The following is a 21,517-nucleotide window of genomic DNA, read 5'->3' as shown; positions in this document are numbered from 1 at the left end:
TTTGAGTTATTAGTGTTTTTTAGCCCCGATAGAGCCGGTATCTCCCGATTTAGAAAAACAAGGCTTTTTTGCTGTAGTTTTTCTTTATCGGGAATAAAGGCGAAAGCGGGAATCAGCTCCTAATTATTATGGTTTAAATTTACGATAAAAATTATGAAATCTTCTGATTAATTACAGCGCGAACTACATCTATTGCTACCGTATTGTATTTGTCATTCGGGATAATAATGTCTGCAAAAGCTTTAGAAGGTTCTATAAATTGCTCATGCATAGGTTTTAAAGTCGTTTGGTACCGATTTAAAACTTCATCAATATCACGTCCTCTTTCTGAAATATCTCTTTTTAAACGGCGAATTAATCTTTCATCAGAATCGGCGTGAACAAAAACTTTAATATCAAACATATCTCTCAATTCTGGATTTGTTAGAATTAAAATTCCTTCTACAATCATTACTTTTCTAGGATGTGTAGAAACGGTATCGTCTGTTCTGTTGTGCTGAATAAAAGAATAAACAGGTTGGTCAATTGTTTCACCTGCTTTTAGCGCTTTTAAATGCTTAACCAATAATTCGAAATCAATTGCTCTTGGGTGATCAAAGTTGATTAATGCTCTTTCGTCAAACGATAAATTATCAGTTTGTTTATAATAAGAATCTTGAGAAATTACCCCAACTTCTGTATGTGGCAATTCGTTCATGATTTGGTGTACTACTGTTGTTTTTCCACTTCCTGTTCCTCCTGCAATTCCTATAATGAGCATAAAATTTTTGTTTGATATTTGTTTCGCAAAAATAATAATTTAACTGAATCGCTAAACATTTAATGTAATTTAACCATATAAGTAATGTAAGTAAAATTAAGCTAGAAAATGTTTAAACAAAATGTTACTTAACTGAAATTATATTACTTATATGGCAAAAAATATAAAAAAAATCCCGAAAGTAAACCTTCGGGATTTCGTGCAATCAGTATAGTTTAAAAAAATATTCTGAATTTAGTAAGCACTTGTAATTATTTATTCTTTTTTGCTTTAATCATCATTTCAAGCTGATCCCAAAGTTCTTCTGGAATTGCTTCTAATAAATTGAATTGTCCAGCACCTTTTAACCATTCGCCACCATCAATTGTAATTACATCACCATTGATGTATGAAGAGAAATCAGAAACTAAATAAGCGGCTAAATTGGCCAATTCTTGATGATCTCCCACTCTTTTTAATGGCACTTTTTTCGCCATGTCAAATTTCTCTGAAAGATCTCCTGGTAATAATCTGTCCCAAGCTCCTTTTGTTGGAAATGGTCCTGGAGCAATGGCGTTAGAACGAATTCCGTATTTAGCCCATTCTACAGCAAGACTTCTTGTCATGGCCAAAACTCCCGCTTTTGCTGTAGCACTAGGAACAACATAAGCAGATCCTGTCCAAGCATAAGTGGTAACAATATTTAAAATCGTAGCAGAAGTTTGTTTCGTGTCGATCCAGTGTTTTCCAAAAGCCAACGTACAGTTTTTAGAACCTTTAAGTACGATATCTATCACAGTGTCAAATGCATTTGCAGATAATCTTTCTGTTGGAGAAATGAAATTCCCTGCTGCATTATTTAAAAGAACATCTACTTTTCCAAAAGCTTTTAAAGTTTCCTGAAGCATATTTTCTACTTCTTCGTAATGACGAACATCACATTGAAGAGGAAGACATTTACCTCCCGTTTGACTTTCCAGTTCGGCAGCCGTAGTTTTTAACTTTTCTAGGTCTCTAGAAGTTATGGCTACTTGAGCTCCTAATTCGAGAAAATATTTGGTCATAGCTTTACCTAAACCGCTTCCGCCGCCTGTAACGACAATGACTTTGCCTTGTAAAGCATCATCACGTAACATCTTATCTGTGTAGCTCATACTTTTTTCTTTTTTTGCAATATTAGTTAAATAAAATAGGATGCATGCATAATAATGTTATAAAATTTTGAAAAAAATTATATTTCAGATAATTTTTTTGCTGCAGACTCTAATGTGAAGTCATCCTTTGCGAAACAAAAACGAATCAATTTTTGATCTTTATGATCGGAATAGAAGGTTGAAATAGGTATTGCAGCAACTCCATGATCGATAATAAGATTTTTGCAAAAAGTAACATCGTCTTCATCTGAAATGTTGGCGTAAGAAGCAACTTGAAAATAAGTTCCTTCACAAGCTTTTAATTCAAAACGGCTATTTTTAAGCAGTTTTTGAAAGTAATCTCTTTTCTCTTGATAGAATTTTCCAAGAAGATTAACGTCAACAATATCAAGATATTCGCTTATAGCAAACTGCGAAATACTGTTTACGCTATAAACTAAAAATTGATGCACTTTTTTAATTTCTTTCATTAAATGTTCTGGAGCAATGGTGTAACCAATTTTCCATCCTGTTATATGAAATGACTTTCCGAAAGAAGAAACCATAACGCAACGGTCTAAAAGGAAATCTTTGGTGTGTGCTGAAATATGTTTTTCTTCGAAAGTAATATATTCGTAAACTTCATCAGATAAAATGATAATATCTGGATATTTTTCTAGAAGATTTTTTAATTGAATAAAATCATTTTCGGTTAAAATTTTCCCTGTCGGATTATGCGGATTATTGATAATCATCATTCTGGTTTTAGCAGAACAAGCTTTTTCAATTCTTTCCCAATTTGGTGTATAATCGTCATTCAGTGCAACTCTAACGGGTTTGGCTTTGCAAAGTAAAACGGGAGACTCATAAGAATCATAACTTGGATCGAGAATAATTACTTCGTCGTTTTCTTTTACTAAAGCCAAAATAGTAGTGAAAATTCCCTGTGTAGCTCCAGCGGTAACCAAAAGTTCTGTGTCAGGATTAATTGTTCTGTTGTAAGAGCTCTGGGTTAACGTGGCAATTTTGTTCATCAACGGAGGATGACCTGCCATTGGTGTATATTGGTGAACGTTTTCTTTCGCTAATCTGGAAACAATATCTGTTAATCTTTCATCTACAGGAAAATTTGGAAATCCTTGGGAAAGATTTATAGCATTGTATTCTGTTGCCATTTTTGACATTACCGTAAAAATGCTTGTGGTTACGTTTGGGAGTTTACTCATGTTGAAGTTTGATTAGGGAAGAGATAATTAAAACTTACTGTTGAACTGGTACGACAAGCGAGTATAAAGTTCTAACTTCTTTGTCATTTTGTTTTCCAGGAATCCATTTAGGAGATGCTTTTAAAACTCGAATAGCTTCAGTGCCAGTCCCAGAACCAATATCTTTTAATACTTTTATGTCACTTAAAGAACCATCTTTTTCTATTATAAAAGTCACATATACGTTTCCTTTAAGTGAGGTGTCTTTTGGGTTTTTATAATTTTCTTTAATAAATTTATCCAATGCTTGCTGTCCTCTAGGAAATTCAGGTTTTATTTCTATGTCTAATGGATTATAAATTCTATTCTCATCATTATTAATTGCTTCAATTTTTGTTTTTGGAGTTTTGCAGATTTTTATATTTTCTTTTTGAGAAAAGGTTTGTTGTGAAACGAAAATCAAAATCAAGATTAGAAATTTTTTCATAATGATGATGGTGTTTGAGTTTTTTACATTTTATGAATAATAAAAATCGCAGGACGTTTATCTAAGTCAACTTTTAATTTTTTCCAATCCGCAACTTTCAATGTTTTGATGAATTCTGTTGGAAGCGTTATATCAGCTGCAATGCAAAGATGAGTTGCAGGACTTAAAATCTGTAGAAGATCTTCAATCAGTTTGTTGTTTCTATACGGAGTTTCAATGAATAGTTGCGATTGATTTTTATCATAAGATAATTTTTCAAAATGACGAATTGCCGATTTTTTCTCGTCTTTGTCAATTGGTAAATATCCGTTGAAAGTAAAACTCTGACCATTCATTCCAGAAGCCATCATGGCCAATAGAATAGAGGAGGGACCTACCAAAGGCACAACCTGAATCCCTTTTTCATGAGCCAGTTTTACAATTGCAGCCCCAGGATCTGCAACTCCAGGACAACCGGCTTCACTCATTAATCCCATATTTTTTCCTTCCAACAAAGGTTTTATGAAATCATTATGTTCGCTACTTTCTGTTCTTTTGTTTAAAGTAAAAAGAACCAATTCAGATTGTTTTTTTTCTGGATAAACTGCTTTTATAGATTTTCTCGCCGTTTTGTCATTTTCAACAATATAATGGTCAATAACTTCTATTGTTCTTCTAACAGTTTGTGGTAAAACATCCATCGGATCGCTTTCGCCCATTGTAGTTGGAATTAAATATAATTTTCCGAGAAGTTTCATGTGTTTTTCTTTAAAATTAAAAAATTCAATTATTTCTTTTTTAGAAACAATTGAATCAAATTAGGAGTGTTTTTTAAGTAATTGATCTGCAATAAGATCGGTTACTTCGTCTAGCATTTGGTAAACATTGTCAAAGCCATTTGCTGAACCGTAATAAGGATCTGGAACATCGACATTTTCGTTTGGAAATAAATCGTTTAAAATCAAACGAACTTTGTTTCTGTGTTCTGGAGTTTTGGCTAAATGGAGTACATCGCGAAAATTAGAATTATCCATTACATAGATATAATCGAATTTGTCAAAATCAGAAACTTGAATTTGTCTCCCTTTTTGTTCGCCGATATGGATTCCGTTTTTTTTGGCAACTTCGATAGAACGTTTGTCAGGACAATGGCCAATATGCCAAGAACCTGTTCCAGCCGAATCGACTAAAAATTTATCTTCGGGAAGTTTAGAAGCCAAAATTCCTTCTGCTAAAGGAGATCTGCAGATATTCCCTAAACAAACCATTAGGATCTTTACAGGCATGGTGCGTCTTAAAGCGTTAGTTTTTTATTGATGTCTTCAACAAACTTTTTAAATTGTTTGTCTGTAGAAACTAAATTATCGACTGTTTTGCAAGCATGAAGAACAGTTGCGTGATCGCGGTCTCCAATTTGTGAACCAATATTTGCCAAAGAAGCTTTTGTGAATTTTTTAGCAAAGAACATCGCTAGTTGCCTTGCTTGTACAACGTGCCTCTTTCTAGTTTTAGACTGAAGTGTTTCAATATCTAATTGGAAATAATCTGAAACGATTTTTTGAATATAATCGATTGAGATTTCTCTCTTTACGTTTTTAACAAATTTCTCTACAACGCTTTTAGCCAGTTCAATCGTAACTTCTTTTTTATTGAATGAAGATTGAGCGATTAAGGAAATAATTGCCCCTTCCAATTCTCTAACATTTGATTTGATGTTTCGAGCAACATATTCTAAAATATCTTCTGGCATTTCTACACCATCACGATATAAAATGTTTTTTAAGATCGAGATACGGGTTTCGTAATCAGGCTGATGCAACTCTGCAGATAATCCCCATTTAAAACGAGATAATAATCTTTGTTCGATATCCTGCATATCAACAGGAGCTTTATCTGAAGTTAAGATTACTTGTTTTCCGTTTTGATGTAAATAGTTGAAAATATGGAAGAATACATCTTGTGTTCCTGATTTTCCAGATAAGAACTGAACGTCGTCAATAATTAAGACATCGATTAATTGGTAAAAGTGAATAAAATCATTACGATTATTCTTTTTTACAGAATCAATGTATTGCTGTGTAAAAATCTCAGCAGAAATATATAAAACGGTCTTTTCTGGATATTTATCTTTTACTTCTACACCTATAGCATGTGCTAAGTGTGTTTTTCCTAAACCAACTCCTCCAAAAATCAATAACGGATTAAATGAAGTTCCTCCAGGTTTGTTGGCAACAGCCATACCTGCAGAACGAGCCAAACGGTTGGAATCTCCTTCTAAGAAATTGTCAAAACTGTAGTTCGGATTTAACTGAGACTCAATTTTTAAATTTCTAATTCCAGGAATTACAAACGGATTTTTTAGTTCAGGATTTAAGTTTTTAAACGGAGCATCAACCTCTTGCGGTTTCATTGGCACTCTGTTGGCACTTGGCAGCTGCTCGGTAAACGGCTGTTTATTGCCATAAGTGTTCTCCATTTTAATTTTATAGAGTAACTTTGCGTTTTTTCCCAGTTCTTTGGTAAGCGCAACTTTCAATAATTTTACGTAATGCTCTTCGAGCCATTCGTAGAAAAATTTACTCGGAACCTGAATGTATAATGCGTTATCGGTTAGCTCAACTGATTTGATTGGTTCGAACCAAGTTTTATATGCTTGGTCTTGAATATTATCCTTTATAAAGGACAAACAGTTTTCCCATACCGATTGAGCAGTTTTAGTCATAGATTCAGATAAATTTTTATTATTGTTATAAAGATTCTCCTAATAAAAAAGGAGCAATTTTATTCCGTATTTCGGGATAACAAATATGTGAACAAATTTCTGTAAAAAAAAATATTTTGGTATCTAATTTTATAAAAAAAAGTTGTAATGAGGCTTTTTAAATTCGAAATTTTTTAATATTTTATAAATGAAAAATCATCAGACTCAAGTACGAGTTCGTTACTCAGAAACCGACCAAATGGGAGTCGTTTATCACGGCAATTATATTCCTTATTTTGAAATTGGACGCGTGGAATGGCTTAGAAATAAAGGGGTTTCGTATAAAAGCATGGAAGAAAGCGGAATTGGTCTTCCAATTGTCAACATGAATATCAATTACAAAAAATCGGCGAGATACGACGAACTTTTGACAATTCACACGACTTTCAAAAGTCACTCTTCTGTGAAGATCGAATTTGACTGTGCAATCTACAATGAGGCAAATGAGTTATTAACAACTGCGACGTTTATTTTAGTATTTGTTGCGTTAAAAACGGGTCGTCCAACAGCTCCTCCAGAGTACATTTTGGAAATATTTAAATCCCTAGAATAATTGTTAAAATGAATAGGATTTTGCTGTTAAATTATACTAATTTAATATCGATTTCGAACATTAAATCAAAAATGCTGAACACCGTTTCGGCATTTTTTTTTCGTGTTTTTGTCACAATTTTGCCAATTGGCAATCCCGAAATTTCATCCATTTCCATTTCTTGAGATACGATTTCTAATTTCTTTTCTTTGATAACACGCATTACTTTATTCATGTTTTTGTAATCAAAAGAAATTAAAAATTCAACATCAATTGTCTTTTCAACGATTTCACAAACTTCCAAAGTCTGTTGTGCCGTTGTTCGATAGGCAGAAATCAATCCGCCAACGCCTAATTTTACTCCGCCAAAAATACGAACGACTACAACTAGAACGTTGGTTAAGCCAAAAGATTGTATTTGGCCGTAGATTGGAGCTCCAGCTGTATTGCTTGGTTCTCCATCGTCGTTGGCACGATACGAGATTTTATTTCCAACACCAATTTGATAAGCGTAGCAATAATGCACGGCATGGGGATGTTGTTTTTTAAGATCTTCGATAATTGGTTTTACTTCGTCTTCATGATCTATCGGAAAAGCGTAGCCAAAGAATTTACTGCCTTTTTCTTTAAACAGTATTTCTTCAGATGCAACAGCAATAGTTTGATAAGTATCGTTAATTTCCAATTGTTATGCTTTAAAAATGTTTTTTTGCCACAGATTAAAAGGATTTAAAAAGATTTCTTTTTTGTTTTTTTAAGAAAATCTGTTGGAATCTTTTTAATCTGTGGCAAAATATTTTATGAAAAATAAATGTTTATAATAATCCTTTGTCGAATAAATCTACAACATCTTCTTTTCCAACTTGAAGATTCCAGACTTTAATTCCCAAAGCTGCAGCGCTGTCAGTGTTTTCTGTTTTATCATCAACAAACAAAGTGTTTTCTGCAACTAGATTATTTTGGTCCAATACAAATTGATAGATTTTCGGATCTGGTTTTCTCATTCCTATATCAAACGAAAAATAGACTTTTTCGAAACAAGCATAAAAATCTTTGTAAAAAGAAACACCGCTCTTTTCTTCAAATGTATTAATGTGAATAGAATCGGTATTGCTCAACAAAAACAAGCTGTATTTTTTTGATAACTCCTGGAGAAACTCTAAACGATAAAAAGGGAAATCTGCCAAAACTGCATTCCATGCTCTCAAAATGTCTTCTTTAGAAGCATTTGGCAGTTGTTTTTGAAAACCGCCAATAAAATCTTCTGGTGAAATAGCACCAACTTCAAAAGAAAGATTTAATTGATTCAATTCATTATTCCATTCTTTCATTCCTAGTTTTTGCAAACCAGAAATGGTGGCAGGTTTATCTAAATTGATAAAAATATCTCCAAAGTCAAAAATTATCGCATTAATCATGATTTCTAATTTGTATTAGTTCGTCACTTAATATGTTGGTCTTTGTGGTGTTTTTTCTTGTAATAATTGGAGCTTTTGTTCCGTTTAGAAAACTTGTTTTTCCAACAAAAAATCGAGCTTCATCCCAAAGGTTTTCATCAATAAATGATTGGAGTGTTCGTCTTCCGCCTTCAATTATTATAGATTGAATTTGATTTTGAAATAAAACATCCAAAATCTGAGGGAGAATATTTTTATCAAAATCAATTACTTCAAATTGAGTGTTTTCTTTTGATGGTTTTGAATCTTTAGAAAAAATAAAAGTTTTTACAGAATCATCAAAAATAAAACTGTTTTCATCAATTCTATTATTTTGATCAATAACCACTCGAACGGGATTGTTACCGTTCCAATCTCGAGCATTTAATTTCGGATTGTCATCAACAACAGTTTGTGTTCCAACCAAAATTGCCTGTTCTTCAGTTCGCCATTTGTGAACCAATTGTCTTGAATATTGGTTCGTAATCCAAATTGGCTTGCGTGCCTGGTCGATTTCTTTTTCTGGAGCTAAAAATCCGTCCTGACTTTCTGCCCATTTTAAAATAATATACGGTCTCTTTTTTTGATGGAAAGTAAAAAAGCGTTTATTCAGTTCGTTGCATTCCTCTTCTAAAACTCCAACAGTAACATTCGCTCCCGCTTCGATTAATTTTAAAATACCCCTTCCGGCCACTTTTTCGTTAGGATCAACTGTACCTACCACAACATTCGGAATTTCATTTGCAATAATCAAATCACAGCAAGGAGGTGTTTTTCCAAAATGACTGCAGGGTTCTAAGCTTACATAAATTGTAGCTTTTTTCAACAGCGATTTGTCTTTTACAGATTTAACTGCATTTACCTCTGCATGAGGTTCGCCTGCTTTTTTATGCCAACCTTCGCCAATAATCTTATCTTCATAAACAATCACACTACCAACCATAGGATTCGGATACGTTGTCCCAAGTCCATTTTGTGCCAGTTCGATGCAGCGTTTTATGTATTTTTCATGTATATTCACAGTGCAAAAGTAGTTAATTTTAAGATTATTGCTAACTCGAAAAGATTAAGTTGTGAAACAATCCAGATAGTTATAATGGTATCAAAAAAGTATATTTATCTTTGTGTTTATAATGATTTAGAATAAAAAAATGGTAAATTGGTTTATAAGGACAATTAAAAAAGAAGACAATCAAGCAGTTGCAAGTTTGATAAGATCTGTTTTTGATGAAATGGAAATTCCAAAAGTAGGAACAGCATATGAAGATCCTTATTTGGATTTGATGTTTGAGGAATACAGTAAAACGAAATCGGCCTATTTTGTTGTTGAAAATGATGGAGAAATTGTAGGCTGTGCTGGAATTGCGCCTTTAGAAAATGGTGATCCTGAAATTTGTGAATTGCAGAAAATGTATTTCCTTCCAAAAACAAGAGGATTGGGGATTGGAACCCAAATGATGGATAAATGTTTGGAACAAGCAAGAGCTTTTGGTTTCAAAAAATGTTATATTGAAACGATGCCATTTATGCATGCCGCGCAGAAGCTTTATAAAAAATCCGGTTTTGAGTATTTAGATGCTCCAATGGGATGTACTGGGCACAATTCTTGTCCGGTATGGATGCTGAAAGTATTGTGATTTTAATGTAACAAATTTGAAGTAGCAAGACTTATTGAAAGATAAAATATCAGTTTTGGACTGATGTAAATGCCCAAAAAATAAAAATGAAAATTAAACAATATCGTACTCAGTTTATTAAAGAATTATCTCCTTTTTACGATGCGTACGAAGCTGAGAGTTTTTTTTATTTGATTTTAGAAGATAAGCACCAACTTCGCCAGATTGATTTAGCTTTAAATCATGAGTTGGTATTTGATGAGAATGATTTTGTGATATGGGATGAAATCTTGCAACATTTAAAGAAAGAAGTACCTATTCAATATCTATTAGGAAAAACACATTTTTATGGTTTGGACTTTGAGGTTAATGAGAATGTTTTAATTCCGAGACCAGAAACTGAGGAATTGGTAGAATGGATTATTAATGAAAATGCAAGTCCAGAGAAATCTAAGAAAATAAAAATACTGGATATTGGAACAGGAAGTGGCTGTATTGCTATTTCTTTGGCTAAAAACCTTCCAAATGCCGAGGTTGTTGCTATAGATGTTTCAAAAAAAGCAATTGAAACTGCGAAAAGAAATGCAGTTAGAAATAATGTAGATGTAACTTTTGTTATGCAGGATATCTTAAAGGAAGAGGAGTTGAGATGTCAATTTGATATTATTGTTTCCAATCCGCCGTATGTCCGAAATTTAGAAAAAGCAGAAATCAAAAAAAATGTTTTGGACTACGAACCGCATTTAGCTCTTTTTGTTGAAGATCACGATGCTTTGATTTTTTATAGAAAAATTGCCTTACTGGCAAAAAAAGCCCTTCTAGAAAAAGGAAAGTTATATTTCGAAATCAATCAATATCTTGGAAAAGAAATGACCGATTTATTAGAAGGTATGGATTTTAAAAGTGTAGAGCTTCGAAAAGATATTTATGATAATGAGCGGATGATTAAAGGAAGTGTTTAAAGTGGTCAGTGTTCAGTTTTTTTAGTGTTCAGTATTAGCTGTGCTTACAGTTTGCTTCACTGATTACTAAAAATCTGAACACTGAATACTAAACTGTTTTTTTTAGTGTTCAGTATTAGCTATGCTTGCAGTTTGTGTCACTGATTACTAAAAATCTGAACACTGAACACTAACTGTTTTTTTAGTGTTCAATGTTAGTTACACTTACAGTTTGCTTCACTGATTACTAAAGAACTGAACACTGAATACTAAACTGTTTTTTTGTGTTCATTATTAGCTGTGCTTAAAGTTTGCTTCACTGATTACTAAAAATCTGAACACTGAATACTAAAAAACTATTCGTAACGCAACGCTTCAATAGGATCTAATTTTGATGCTTTAATAGCAGGATACAAACCAGAAACTATTGCCACGCAGAAACTGGTTGCAAAAGCGGCAAAAATAGCCATCCACGGAATCACAAAAGAAAAACTCATAGCTGTGGCTATCCCGAAACCAAGAAGAATTCCAAGAAAGATTCCAACTAAACCACCAATTTGTCCGATTAATAAAGTTTCAATAAAAAACTGAAAAGCAACTGTTGATCTTTTTGCCCCTAACGCTTTACGAACGCCAATTTCGCGTGTACGTTCTGTTACCGAAACAATCATAATATTCATTAAAGCAATAGACGATCCTAAAATGGTGATTACAGAAATAGTCCACGCTGCCAATCCTAGATATTGAGTAATGCTTAGAATGCGATTAATCAAATCATCACTTCGAACTATGCCAAAATTATTGTCGCGAACTGGACTTAATTTACGAACTCTTCGCATGGTACTTGTAGCATTGTCTATGGCTTCGTCTAAAACTTCTTTTTTAGAAACCATTACACTAATGGTATAATTGATATTTGGTGCAGTAAATAAAGATCTCGCAACTTGAATTGGAATTAGAACTCTTAAATCCTGGCTGTTGCCAAACGTAGAACCTTTCTCTTTTAAAACTCCAATTACTTTAAATCGTGCACCTCGAATAGAGATGGTTTTATCAATTGGATTAACATCTTTCAAGAGCCCTTTTTCAAAATCAGAACCAACAATACAGGAGTAAGTATTGTTTTCAATATCAAATTGGTTAAAACTTCTTCCTAAACTAGTTTCTAGTCCAGAATTGGTAATAAAATGTTCGTCTACGCCTACAATTGTAATTTCTGGATCTGTTTTTTCGCTCAAGTATTTTACTTCAGCAGTTGTAGTTGCGGTAAAAGATAAAGAGGTTTCTGTAAACGGATATTTGTATTTGCTTTTGAAAGCAACAGCTTCTGGATAGGAAATAATCGGATTGATGACTTCGCGTTCGTTTCCGCCACGGTTTCGAACTTTATTTTCGTATTGATTGATGTTAAAAGTATTGGCTCCCATAGAAGCAAAATCGTTGGAAATTGTGTTTTCTAAAGCAGAAACTACAGTCAAGATTCCAACCAAAGCGGTAATACCGATGGCAATAATTAAAACGGTAAGAATAGTTCGCAGTAATTGTGTTTTGATAGAACCAAATGCAATTCGGATATTTTCTTTAAATAATTTTAGCATCATGACCAATTTGTCACGAAAATACGGTTTTTGTTACAAGTTTGTTTTCGAAGTGTTATTATTTATTTTAAAAAGTAAGATATTTGCAGACTTAAATTAAGTCGAAAGTTGGAAAGTTATAATGTCGAAAGTCTAAATCGCCAGCAATCAAAAAAAAATAGAAATAAATTAATAGTATAAGATTTTTAGATAAAGATTGGAGCAATCTAAAATCTAAAATCAACAATCTAAAATAAAAAAGATGGCTTCAAAACCAAGTATTCCACAGGGAACAAGAGATTTTTCGCCTGCAGAGGTGTCAAAACGTCAATATATTATTCAGACGATAAAAAGTAATTTTGAAAAATTTGGTTTTCAGCCAATCGAAACGCCTTCGTTTGAAAACTCAGATACCTTAATGGGGAAATATGGAGAAGAAGGAGACCGTCTGATTTTTAAAATTTTAAATTCTGGAAACTTTTTTTATGATAAAAAGGAAAAAATTGAATTGCCAGAATCTATACAAGACTTGCAAAATAATTCTGCAGAAATAATTAATATTGATCAAAGGATTGAGTTAAATAAATTTACTAGAAAAATTTCTGGGAAAGCATTGCGCTATGACTTAACTGTGCCATTTGCAAGATATGTGGTACAGCACCAAAATGAAATTGAATTTCCTTTTAAAAGATACCAAATCCAACCAGTTTGGAGAGCAGATCGTCCACAAAAAGGGCGTTTTAGAGAATTCTTTCAATGTGATGCCGACGTTGTAGGTTCAAAATCACTTTGGCAGGAAGTTGAATTAGTTCAATTATACGATACTGTTTTTACTTCTTTAGGTTTAGAAGGTGTTACAATTAAAATCAATAACAGAAAAATTTTATCTGGAATTGCTGAGGTAATTGGCGCTTCAGATAAATTAATTGACTTTACAGTTGCTCTTGATAAATTGGATAAAATTGGAGAAGATGGCGTAAAGAAAGAAATGATTGAAAAAGGAATTTCTGAGAATGCTTTAGTAAAAGTACAGCCACTTTTTAGTTTTTCTGGAACTTTTGCAGACAAAATTGCACAACTTTCAGAATTATTGTCATCTTCTGAAGAAGGTATGAAAGGTGTTGAAGAGCTTAAATTTATATGTGACAATGTTGCTGAATTAGGACTTTCTACTGCAATTTTGGATTTAGACGTGACTTTAGCTCGTGGTTTAAATTATTATACTGGAGCTATTTTTGAAGTTGCAGCTCCAAAAACCGTTGCCATGGGTTCTATTGGAGGTGGAGGAAGATACGACGATTTGACGGGTATTTTTGGTTTAAAAAACATGAGCGGTGTCGGAATCTCTTTTGGTTTGGATAGAATTTATTTGGTTTTAGAAGAATTGCAATTATTCCCAGAAACTGTTGCGGCTACTTCAAAAGCACTGTTTTTGAATTTTGGAGATAAAGAAGCGCTTTACGCTTCGCAGGCAATTCAGAAATTGAGAAAAGAAAATATAAAAGTAGAATTGTATCCTGATAGTGTAAAAGTTGGAAAACAATTTCAATATGCAGACAAACGTTTAATTCCGTTTGCAGTATTGGTTGGGGATCAAGAAATTACTTCAAATTCTTATACGCTTAAAAATTTAGTGACAGGAGAGCAGGTTTCTGTAGATTATGACGGGTTAAAGAAAGCTTTACAGGCGTAATTAAGTTTTTGTTTCACGCAGATTCTGCAGATTAGAGCAGATTTAATTTGATTTAAAAAGTAAAATTATTTTAATCTGCATAAATCTTTTTAAATCTGCGTGAAATATTAAAAAATACTTTGCAAGGCTAACTGTCTGGAACAAAAGTTTTTGCTTTGTATTCCGCAGATTCAAAGGGTTTTCTTTTAAAATCTCTGCCTAAAATAGTTGCCAGAGAAGAAAAAAAACTTTTAATTTGCCAACCTTAAAGTTACGGGCGTAGTTCAAGGGTAGAATAGCGGTCTCCAAAACCGTTGATGGGGGTTCGAATCCCTCCGCCCGTGCAAAAAAAAGTTTTTTACCGCAAAGAACGCTAAGTTTTTTATCTAAGAATACTTTAAAAAATAAAGTTCGCAAAGCTAAATCAATACAAAGCTTTGCGAACTTTTGTCTTTTTTATAAGGTTTGAGAGTGAAAAAACTTAGCGTTCTTTGCGGTAATTTTTTTAGATCTCAGGTATTGTCATTAATACATTAAAGATGAAGAAAGCATAAAAAAAAAGCTTCGTCTCTATAGGCGAAGCTTTTTTTAATATAAGGTAAACTTGAATTAATAATTATTTAGAGGCCGAAGCCAACCCTTAAATTCAATTTTTGGTGGTAATAATTTATATTTATTGGTCTCAAAGATAACATAAACTAAAACGTAATAGTCTTAAAATTATAATAAATTTTTTCTGTGCAAATGCGTTTTTTAAATGTCTCATAATTAATAAAGTGACAATTTGACATTTTATAAGATTTGGCAGTACTTTTGCAATCCAACAGAAAGAAATAAAAATGAAGTTTAAGAATATTTTTAAAAATAAAAGTAATATGACTACGGAAAATACAGAATTCGATCAGGAATTAGATGATGTAACGTTAGAGAACAATGCCAACGGAGAACAGTTAATTGTTGAAGAATTAAGTGTTGAGGAGCAATTAGCTAAAGACTTGGCTCACGAAAAAGATAAGTTTTTGAGATTATTTGCTGAATTTGAAAATTACAAAAAAAGAACTTCAAAAGAGCGTCTTGATTTATTTAAAACAGCAAATCAAGAGGTTTTATTGGCAATGCTTCCGGTTTTAGATGATTTTGACAGAGCGGCAGTAGAGATCAACAAGTCTGAGGATGAGAATTTGAAAAAAGGTGTTGAGTTGATTCACGAAAAACTTAAAAGTACTTTAGTTTCTAAAGGTTTAGAGCAAGTTGAAATTCAAGCAGGAGATGCTTTCAATGCTGATATTGCTGAAGCAATTACCCAAATTCCAGCGCCATCTGATAAATTAAAAGGGAAAATTGTTGATGTTATTGAAAAAGGATACAAATTAGGAGACAAAATTATTCGTTACCCTAAAGTTGTAGTTGGAAACTAAAAAGCAAATAAAAATTCTGACTCCAATTTTGGATTTTGGAATTTTAGAATTTGGAATTTAAACCTAATTATGAAAAAAGATTTTTACGAAATACTAGGCATTTCAAAAAATGCTGATGCTGCCGAAATTAAAAAAGCGTATAGAAAAAGCGCGCTTAAATACCACCCTGATAAAAACCCAGGCGACAAAGAGGCAGAAGAAAACTTCAAATTGGCGGCAGAAGCTTATGAAGTTTTAAGTGATCCACAGAAAAAAGCGAAATACGATCAATATGGTCATCAAGCATTTGATGGCTCTGGCGGATTTGGCGGTGGCCACGGCGGTATGAATATGGATGACATTTTCAGCCAGTTTGGTGATATTTTTGGTGGCGGATTTGGCGGTTTCGGAGGCGGAGGCGGTGGCCCTCGTCGTGCAAAAGGAAGCAATCTTCGAATTAAAGTGAAATTAACTTTAGAAGAAATTGCAAATGGAGTGGAGAAAAAAGTAAAAGTAAAACGTAAAGTTCAGGCAAAAGGCGTAACATATAAAACTTGTACGACTTGTAATGGTCAAGGGCAAGTAATGCGTGTAACCAATACCATTTTAGGAAGAATGCAATCTGCATCTACTTGTCCTACTTGTGGTGGTTCTGGTCAGATTTTAGATAAAAAACCTTCTGAGGCAGATGCTCAAGGAATGGTTCAAGAAGATGAAACAGTATCAATTAAAATTCCTGCAGGAGTTGTTGATGGTATGCAGTTAAAAGTTGCTAACAAAGGTAACGATGCTCCAGGAAACAGTATTCCAGGAGATTTAATTGTAGCGATTGAAGAAGTTGAGCACGAATTCTTGAAACGTGAAGGAGAAAATATTCATTTCGATTTATACATCAGTTTTCCTGAAGCAGTTTTGGGAGCTTCTAAAGATATTGAAGCAATCAACGGAAAAGTTCGTATTAAATTGGAAGAAGGAATTCAGTCTGGAAAAATCTTAAGATTGAAAGGAAAAGGAATTCCAAGTTTAAATGGTTACGGAAGTGGAGATTTATTGGTTCACGTAAACGTTTGGACTCCAAAAACATTAAATAAAGAGCAAAAACAATTCTTTGAAAATGCTTTGGCAGACGAACATTTTGTTCCAAGTCCAGAGAAATCAGAGAAATCGTTTTTTGAAAAAGTAAAAGATATGTTCTCATAATCTGAACTTCTTTTAAAGTTATAAAAAATTAAAAACCCATTCTAGTATAAATTAGAATGGGTTTTTTGCGTAATATGCCACAATTTCGCTTCAAATTATTTACTTTTACAGTCGCTGAACCGTAACAGGCAAAGTGACGCAGTAAATCCTTAAAAATAGCATGAGTAACTTACTTGAAGTACATAAAGTCGTAAAAAAATACGGCGATTATGTAGCACTTAACGAAGTTTCATTAAATGTGCCAAAAGGCAGTATATATGGACTTTTAGGTCCCAATGGAGCCGGAAAAACTTCCCTTATCAGAATCATAAACCAAATTACATTGCCAGATAGTGGCGAAGTAATTTTGGATGGAGAAAGATTGCAACCCAAACATGTGCAAACTATTGGATACCTTCCAGAAGAAAGAGGTTTGTATAGTTCGATGAAAGTGGGAGAGCAATGTTTGTATCTGGCTCAAATGAAAGGACTTTCTAAGGCTGAAGCCAAAAAACAATTGGATTATTGGTTTGACCGATTAGGAATTCAAGGTTGGTGGAACAAGAAAATTCAGGAACTTTCTAAAGGAATGGCACAGAAAATTCAGTTTGTGGTTTGTGTTTTGCATAAACCAAAATTGCTAATTTTAGATGAGCCTTTCTCTGGATTTGATCCTGTAAATGCAAATGTTATTAAAGATGAAATTTTGGCATTGAAAGAACAAGGTTCTACTATTATTTTTTCGACGCACAGAATGGAAAGTGTAGAAGAGCTTTGTGAAAACATCGCATTAATTCACAAATCAAATAAATTGATCGAAGGGAAAGTGGCAGATGTTAAACGTCAGTTTAGAACCAATAGTTTTGAAGTAGGAATTTTGACGAATAATGTTGAAGGTTTGATGTACGATATCACTCAAAAGTTCACGGTTTCGCCTGCTAGTTTTAAATCTTTAAATGATGATTTGAAATTAAATATTCAGATTGGAAATGCAAGTCCAAACGAACTATTGAATATTTTAACACAACGTGGACAAGTAACACATTTCGTAGAAAAAATTCCGAGCATAAACGATATTTTTATCCAAACGGTAACGGAAAACAAAAAATTAAATTCCAATAATTAAATTCCAAAATCCAAGTTTGGAACTGCGAGAGTTGGAATTTGGGATTTTAGATTTGAAAATTAAAAATATTTATGAGTATCATCTCGTTGATTATAAAAAGAGAATTTATTGCCAAAGTCCGCAATAAATCTTTTGTTGTCATGACATTTTTGAGTCCGCTTTTATTTGTGGCGATTGCTGTTTTTATTGGCTATTTAAGTTCGATGAAAGCAGAAACAAAAAGAATTGCAATTCATGACGAAACCGGACTTTTTGCACCTGATTTTTTAAAAGAAAATAAAAAAGGAGCCGAATTTAAATATCTAAATTTATCTGAAATTGATGTAAAGGCTTTAAAAGATAGCATTACAAAAGAAAATTTCAACGGATTAATCGTTATTCCGAAAACAAAAAATATAAAAGATTTAGAAAGTAAAATTGAATTTATTTCTAATAATAGTCCGAGCATTTCTTTTATTGAAAATACTCAAGATATCATTGGAAATAAAATTACAAAACTAAATCTAGAAGAAGCAAAATTAGATACTTTGGCCATCCAGAAAGCGCAGTCAGATGTAAATATTCATTTGGTTAAAGCTTCTGGAGAAGAAAGTCTGAAAGGTTTAAATGAAATTAAAATCGGAATCGGAGGAGCATTTGGTTATTTGATTATGATGTTTATTATCATTTATGGAAACATGGTAATGCGAAGCGTAATCGAAGAAAAAACAAACAGAATTATCGAAATCATTATTTCTTCGGTAAAGCCATTTCAGTTGATGATTGGTAAAATTGTCGGAACGTCATTGGCTGGAATTTTGCAATTTATGATTTGGGCCATAATTGGATTAGGATTAATGTTTGCAGCTTCGGCATTTTTCGGCGTGAATGTTGGTCCGACAGCGAGAATTTCACCAGAATTAATGCAAACTGCGCAACATGAACTTGCTGGATCGGCGCAAATGTATATTGCTGAATTATGGAATTTGCCAATTGCAAGTATTCTAATCGGATTCGTGATTTATTTTATCGGAGGATATTTTTTATATAGCTCATTTTACGCAGCAATTGGAGCAGCAGTTGACAATCAAACCGATTCTCAGCAATTTTTGCTCCCAATTTTAATGCCTCTTATTTTGAGTGTTTATATCGGATTTTTTACAGTAGTAAACGATCCGCACGGAAGTGTTGCGGTTATCTTTTCAATGATTCCGTTAACTTCGCCAATTGTAATGCTAATGCGTATTCCGTTTGGCGTGCCGTGGTGGCAAATCGCAATTTCGGTATCATTATTGTTTGCTACATTTTTCCTTGTGGTATGGTTCGCTGCCAAAATTTACCGTGTAGGTATTTTAATGTACGGCAAAAAACCGACTTGGAAGGAATTGTATAAGTGGCTAAAATATTAACTTGAGATTCTAAGATTCTAAGTTTCTGAGATGCTAAGATTTTAGCTAAAAAACTCAGAATCTTAGCATCTTAGTATCTTAGTATCTTTAAAAAGAATGAGTAAAATACTAATTGTCGAAGACGAAGCAGCGATCAGAAGAGTTCTGGTAAAAATATTATCAGAAGAAAATGATGCGTATCAGGTTGATGAAGCTGAAGATGGTGTTGCGGGACTTGAAAAAATAAAAAACAACGACTATGATTTGGTGTTATGTGATATAAAAATGCCAAAAATGGACGGTGTTGAGGTTTTGGAAGAAGTAAAAAAGATAAAACCAGAAATCCCGATGGTGATGATCTCGGGGCACGGTGATATGGAAACTGCAATTCAGACCATGCGTTTAGGAGCTTTTGATTATATTTCGAAACCGCCAGATTTGAACCGTTTATTGAATACGGTTCGTAATGCTTTGGACAAAAAACAATTGGTAGTTGAAAATAAAATCCTGAAGAAAAAAGTTAGCAAAAACTACGAAATGATTGGTGACAGCGAATCGATTAATCATATTAAAGTGATGATTGATAAAGTGGCGCAAACAGAAGCTAGAGTTTTGATTACGGGGCCAAATGGAACAGGAAAAGAATTAGTGGCGCATCAGCTACATGAAAAAAGCGAGCGTTCTAGTTTTCCGTTAATTGAAGTCAACTGTGCTGCAATTCCAAGCGAATTGATCGAAAGCGAATTGTTCGGGCACGTAAAAGGTGCTTTTACATCGGCAGTAAAAGATCGTGCAGGAAAGTTTGAAGCAGCAGACAAAGGAACTATTTTCTTGGATGAAATTGGAGATATGAGTCTTTCGGCGCAAGCCAAAGTTTTGCGTGCTTTGCAAGAAAGTATGATTACGAGAGTGGGTGCTGATAAAGATATTAAAGTTGATGTTCGTGTTGTTGCGGCAACAAATAAAGATCTAAAAACAGAAATTGCAGAAGGCCGTTTCCGTGAAGATTTATATCATCGTTTGGCTGTGATTTTAATTAAAGTTCCGCCATTGAATGAAAGACGTGATGATATTCCGGCTTTGATTTCGCATTTTGCAGAAAAAATAGCTTTAGAGCAAGGAAATGCGATTAAGTCGTTTTCGGCGCAAGCCATAAAATTATTGCAAGAATACGATTGGACAGGAAATATTCGTGAACTTCGAAATGTGGTAGAAAGATTGATTATTTTGGGAGGAAACGAAATCTCAGAATCAGATGTGAAAATGTTCGCAAGCAAATAAAGTGCTTCGCGCTTTAGGCTATAAGCTTTAGGCTTTAAGCTTTTATAGAAACTAAATAATTTTTGCTTACAGCGCATAGCTTAAAGCTTAAAGCTCAAAAAAATGAAACTAAAAAAAATAAACGAGAAATTACAAGACGGATTAGTTGAAAATGGTTTAACGGAAGCGAATGCTTTGCAGTTGGAAACTTTTTCAACCATAAAAAGCGGTGCTGATTGTGTAATTATTTCTCCAAAAGGAACTGGGAAAACAACAACGATTGTTTTAAATGTGATTCAGCAATTGGCTGGTAAAACGGAAGAATCGCCACGTGCTTTAATCATTGTGGAAGACAAAGCAAAGGTTTTGGAAATGGTTGAGCTTTTTGAGAAGTATGGGAAATACACCAATTTGGAAGTTTATGGTGTAAACGAAAAAGGCGACATGGATTATGATAAAAACTATGTTTCTACAGGAATTGACGTTTTAATCGGTACGCCAACTAAATTAAATGACATGTTCAGCACAGCGGGTTACAATGTAAATCGTTTAAAAATGTTTATTTTGGATGATGCAGATCCGATTTTGAAATTGCGTCATGATCCAAAAATCACGCGTATTTCAAATAGTATTGCCAAAGTGCAGCGAATTATCTTTTCTGAAACTCTGACAGAGCGTATTGAAATTTTGGCAGATAAAATCATGGTTGAGCCTTATTTGTTTGATATGGACGAAGATGGAGAAGAGCTTGATGAAGACGAAGACGATATTGAAGAAGAAGAATAATTTATAATAAAGTTTTCAGTCCCGGTTTTCAGTCTCAGTAGCTGAAAAGCGGGATTTTTTGATTTAGAAATTAACAGAATAAAAATATAGAGTTATGGGATTAATGAAAGTATTTTCTGGAAGTGAAGTATTAGCAATTGCTTTGCAGGAAAGATTAGAAGAAGCTGGAGTAGAAACAGTAAAAAAAGATAATATTCAATCTGCACGTTTAGGAGGTTTTGGCCAGACAGATTTGGCGATTGAAGTATTTATACAAGAAACAGATTTTGCAAAAGCAAATCCGGTTATAGAAGAGTTTAGAATGAGCTTATAAAAAGTAATCAG

The 21,517-nt window shown here is 33.3% G+C and carries 22 protein-coding genes and 1 tRNA gene; 12 read left to right on the top strand and 11 right to left on the bottom strand.

Features of this window, described 5'->3' with window-relative positions; genetic code table 11:
* Positions 1–151: 151 nt before the first annotated feature.
* From udk to dnaA, 7 genes are all read right to left on the bottom strand, one after another.
* Positions 152–760: a uridine kinase gene (udk, locus tag ACFO3N_RS09145; protein WP_379797065.1), complete on the bottom strand. Its 609-nt coding sequence runs from the start codon at positions 758–760 to the stop codon at positions 152–154.
* Between the two features lie 251 nt (positions 761–1,011).
* Entirely contained in the window at positions 1,012–1,893 is an 882-nt protein-coding gene (locus tag ACFO3N_RS09140; RefSeq protein WP_172426967.1) for an SDR family oxidoreductase, read from the bottom strand.
* 77 nt (positions 1,894–1,970) lie between these two features.
* A complete protein-coding gene (locus ACFO3N_RS09135) occupies positions 1,971–3,098 on the bottom strand; it encodes a methionine aminotransferase (RefSeq protein ID WP_379797062.1) in 1,128 nt (375 codons plus the stop codon).
* Between the two features lie 34 nt (positions 3,099–3,132).
* Entirely contained in the window at positions 3,133–3,564 is a 432-nt protein-coding gene (locus tag ACFO3N_RS09130) for an energy transducer TonB (protein WP_320492390.1), read from the bottom strand.
* A 23-nt stretch (positions 3,565–3,587) separates the two neighbouring features.
* Positions 3,588–4,301 (bottom strand): SAM-dependent methyltransferase, encoded by a 714-nt coding sequence (locus tag ACFO3N_RS09125; protein ID WP_379797060.1) that lies wholly within the window; start codon positions 4,299–4,301, stop codon positions 3,588–3,590.
* A gap of 60 nt (positions 4,302–4,361) precedes the next feature.
* The gene (locus ACFO3N_RS09120; RefSeq protein ID WP_250837158.1) at positions 4,362–4,829 is read right to left on the bottom strand and encodes a low molecular weight protein-tyrosine-phosphatase; all 468 of its coding nucleotides are present in this window, start codon (positions 4,827–4,829) and stop codon (positions 4,362–4,364) included.
* Between the two features lie 8 nt (positions 4,830–4,837).
* Complete coding sequence (gene dnaA, locus ACFO3N_RS09115; protein WP_095931847.1) at positions 4,838–6,265, bottom strand: chromosomal replication initiator protein DnaA; 1,428 nt, start codon at positions 6,263–6,265, stop codon at positions 4,838–4,840.
* Positions 6,266–6,452: 187 nt separating this feature from the next.
* On the opposite strand from dnaA, the gene ACFO3N_RS09110 reads away from it, so the two are divergent.
* The gene (locus ACFO3N_RS09110) at positions 6,453–6,857 is read left to right on the top strand and encodes an acyl-CoA thioesterase (RefSeq protein ID WP_379797057.1); all 405 of its coding nucleotides are present in this window, start codon (positions 6,453–6,455) and stop codon (positions 6,855–6,857) included.
* A gap of 31 nt (positions 6,858–6,888) precedes the next feature.
* On the opposite strand, the gene ACFO3N_RS09105 is transcribed toward ACFO3N_RS09110, so the two are convergent.
* The 3 genes from ACFO3N_RS09105 to ribD all read right to left on the bottom strand — a co-directional run bounded on the left by ACFO3N_RS09105 (position 6,889) and on the right by ribD (position 9,293).
* Positions 6,889–7,521, bottom strand: a complete 633-nt coding sequence (locus ACFO3N_RS09105; protein ID WP_379797054.1) for an IMPACT family protein — start codon at positions 7,519–7,521, stop codon at positions 6,889–6,891.
* Between the two features lie 130 nt (positions 7,522–7,651).
* Complete coding sequence (locus ACFO3N_RS09100; RefSeq protein ID WP_379797052.1) at positions 7,652–8,254, bottom strand: HAD family hydrolase; 603 nt, start codon at positions 8,252–8,254, stop codon at positions 7,652–7,654.
* The gene (gene ribD, locus ACFO3N_RS09095) at positions 8,247–9,293 is read right to left on the bottom strand and encodes a bifunctional diaminohydroxyphosphoribosylaminopyrimidine deaminase/5-amino-6-(5-phosphoribosylamino)uracil reductase RibD (RefSeq protein ID WP_379797050.1); all 1,047 of its coding nucleotides are present in this window, start codon (positions 9,291–9,293) and stop codon (positions 8,247–8,249) included. Before ribD ends, ACFO3N_RS09100 begins: the two co-directional genes overlap by 8 nt.
* Positions 9,294–9,423: 130 nt before the next feature.
* On the opposite strand from ribD, the gene ACFO3N_RS09090 reads away from it, so the two are divergent.
* On the top strand, positions 9,424–9,909 hold the full coding sequence (locus tag ACFO3N_RS09090) for a GNAT family N-acetyltransferase (protein ID WP_320492387.1): 486 nt from the start codon (positions 9,424–9,426) through the stop codon (positions 9,907–9,909).
* Between the two features lie 86 nt (positions 9,910–9,995).
* Complete coding sequence (gene prmC, locus ACFO3N_RS09085) at positions 9,996–10,850, top strand: peptide chain release factor N(5)-glutamine methyltransferase (protein ID WP_379797048.1); 855 nt, start codon at positions 9,996–9,998, stop codon at positions 10,848–10,850.
* 335 nt (positions 10,851–11,185) lie between these two features.
* Here prmC and ACFO3N_RS09080 read toward each other — a convergent pair whose 3' ends face one another.
* Complete coding sequence (locus ACFO3N_RS09080; protein ID WP_379797046.1) at positions 11,186–12,430, bottom strand: ABC transporter permease; 1,245 nt, start codon at positions 12,428–12,430, stop codon at positions 11,186–11,188.
* A gap of 238 nt (positions 12,431–12,668) precedes the next feature.
* Between ACFO3N_RS09080 and hisS the strand changes: the two genes are divergently transcribed.
* The 9 genes from hisS to ACFO3N_RS09035 all read left to right on the top strand — a co-directional run bounded on the left by hisS (position 12,669) and on the right by ACFO3N_RS09035 (position 21,506).
* A complete protein-coding gene (gene hisS / locus ACFO3N_RS09075) occupies positions 12,669–14,099 on the top strand; it encodes a histidine--tRNA ligase (protein WP_379797044.1) in 1,431 nt (476 codons plus the stop codon).
* A gap of 252 nt (positions 14,100–14,351) precedes the next feature.
* Positions 14,352–14,422: transfer RNA gene (locus ACFO3N_RS09070), tRNA-Trp, on the top strand.
* 495 nt (positions 14,423–14,917) lie between these two features.
* Positions 14,918–15,496, top strand: a complete 579-nt coding sequence (locus ACFO3N_RS09065; protein ID WP_379797042.1) for a nucleotide exchange factor GrpE — start codon at positions 14,918–14,920, stop codon at positions 15,494–15,496.
* A gap of 69 nt (positions 15,497–15,565) precedes the next feature.
* Positions 15,566–16,675, top strand: a complete 1,110-nt coding sequence (gene dnaJ, locus ACFO3N_RS09060) for a molecular chaperone DnaJ (protein WP_095931836.1) — start codon at positions 15,566–15,568, stop codon at positions 16,673–16,675.
* Between the two features lie 160 nt (positions 16,676–16,835).
* Positions 16,836–17,780 carry an ABC transporter ATP-binding protein gene (locus ACFO3N_RS09055; protein ID WP_250837147.1) on the top strand — a complete coding sequence of 315 codons (945 nt, stop codon included), beginning with the start codon at positions 16,836–16,838 and terminating at the stop codon, positions 17,778–17,780.
* 71 nt (positions 17,781–17,851) lie between these two features.
* The gene (locus tag ACFO3N_RS09050; RefSeq protein ID WP_379797039.1) at positions 17,852–19,168 is read left to right on the top strand and encodes an ABC transporter permease; all 1,317 of its coding nucleotides are present in this window, start codon (positions 17,852–17,854) and stop codon (positions 19,166–19,168) included.
* Between the two features lie 96 nt (positions 19,169–19,264).
* On the top strand, positions 19,265–20,428 hold the full coding sequence (locus ACFO3N_RS09045) for a sigma-54-dependent transcriptional regulator (protein ID WP_379797037.1): 1,164 nt from the start codon (positions 19,265–19,267) through the stop codon (positions 20,426–20,428).
* Positions 20,429–20,530: 102 nt separating this feature from the next.
* Positions 20,531–21,193, top strand: coding sequence for a DEAD/DEAH box helicase (locus ACFO3N_RS09040; RefSeq protein ID WP_379797035.1), 663 nt, complete (start codon positions 20,531–20,533; stop codon positions 21,191–21,193).
* A 94-nt stretch (positions 21,194–21,287) separates the two neighbouring features.
* Complete coding sequence (locus ACFO3N_RS09035; protein WP_095931831.1) at positions 21,288–21,506, top strand: putative signal transducing protein; 219 nt, start codon at positions 21,288–21,290, stop codon at positions 21,504–21,506.
* The last annotated feature ends 11 nt before the right edge of the window (positions 21,507–21,517 follow it).

Source organism: Flavobacterium chungangensis (assembly GCF_042654045.1).
Taxonomy (GTDB): domain Bacteria; phylum Bacteroidota; class Bacteroidia; order Flavobacteriales; family Flavobacteriaceae; genus Flavobacterium; species Flavobacterium chungangensis.
Note: the sequence above shows the minus strand (reverse complement) of the source record. Positions and strands in the feature narration are given on the sequence as shown.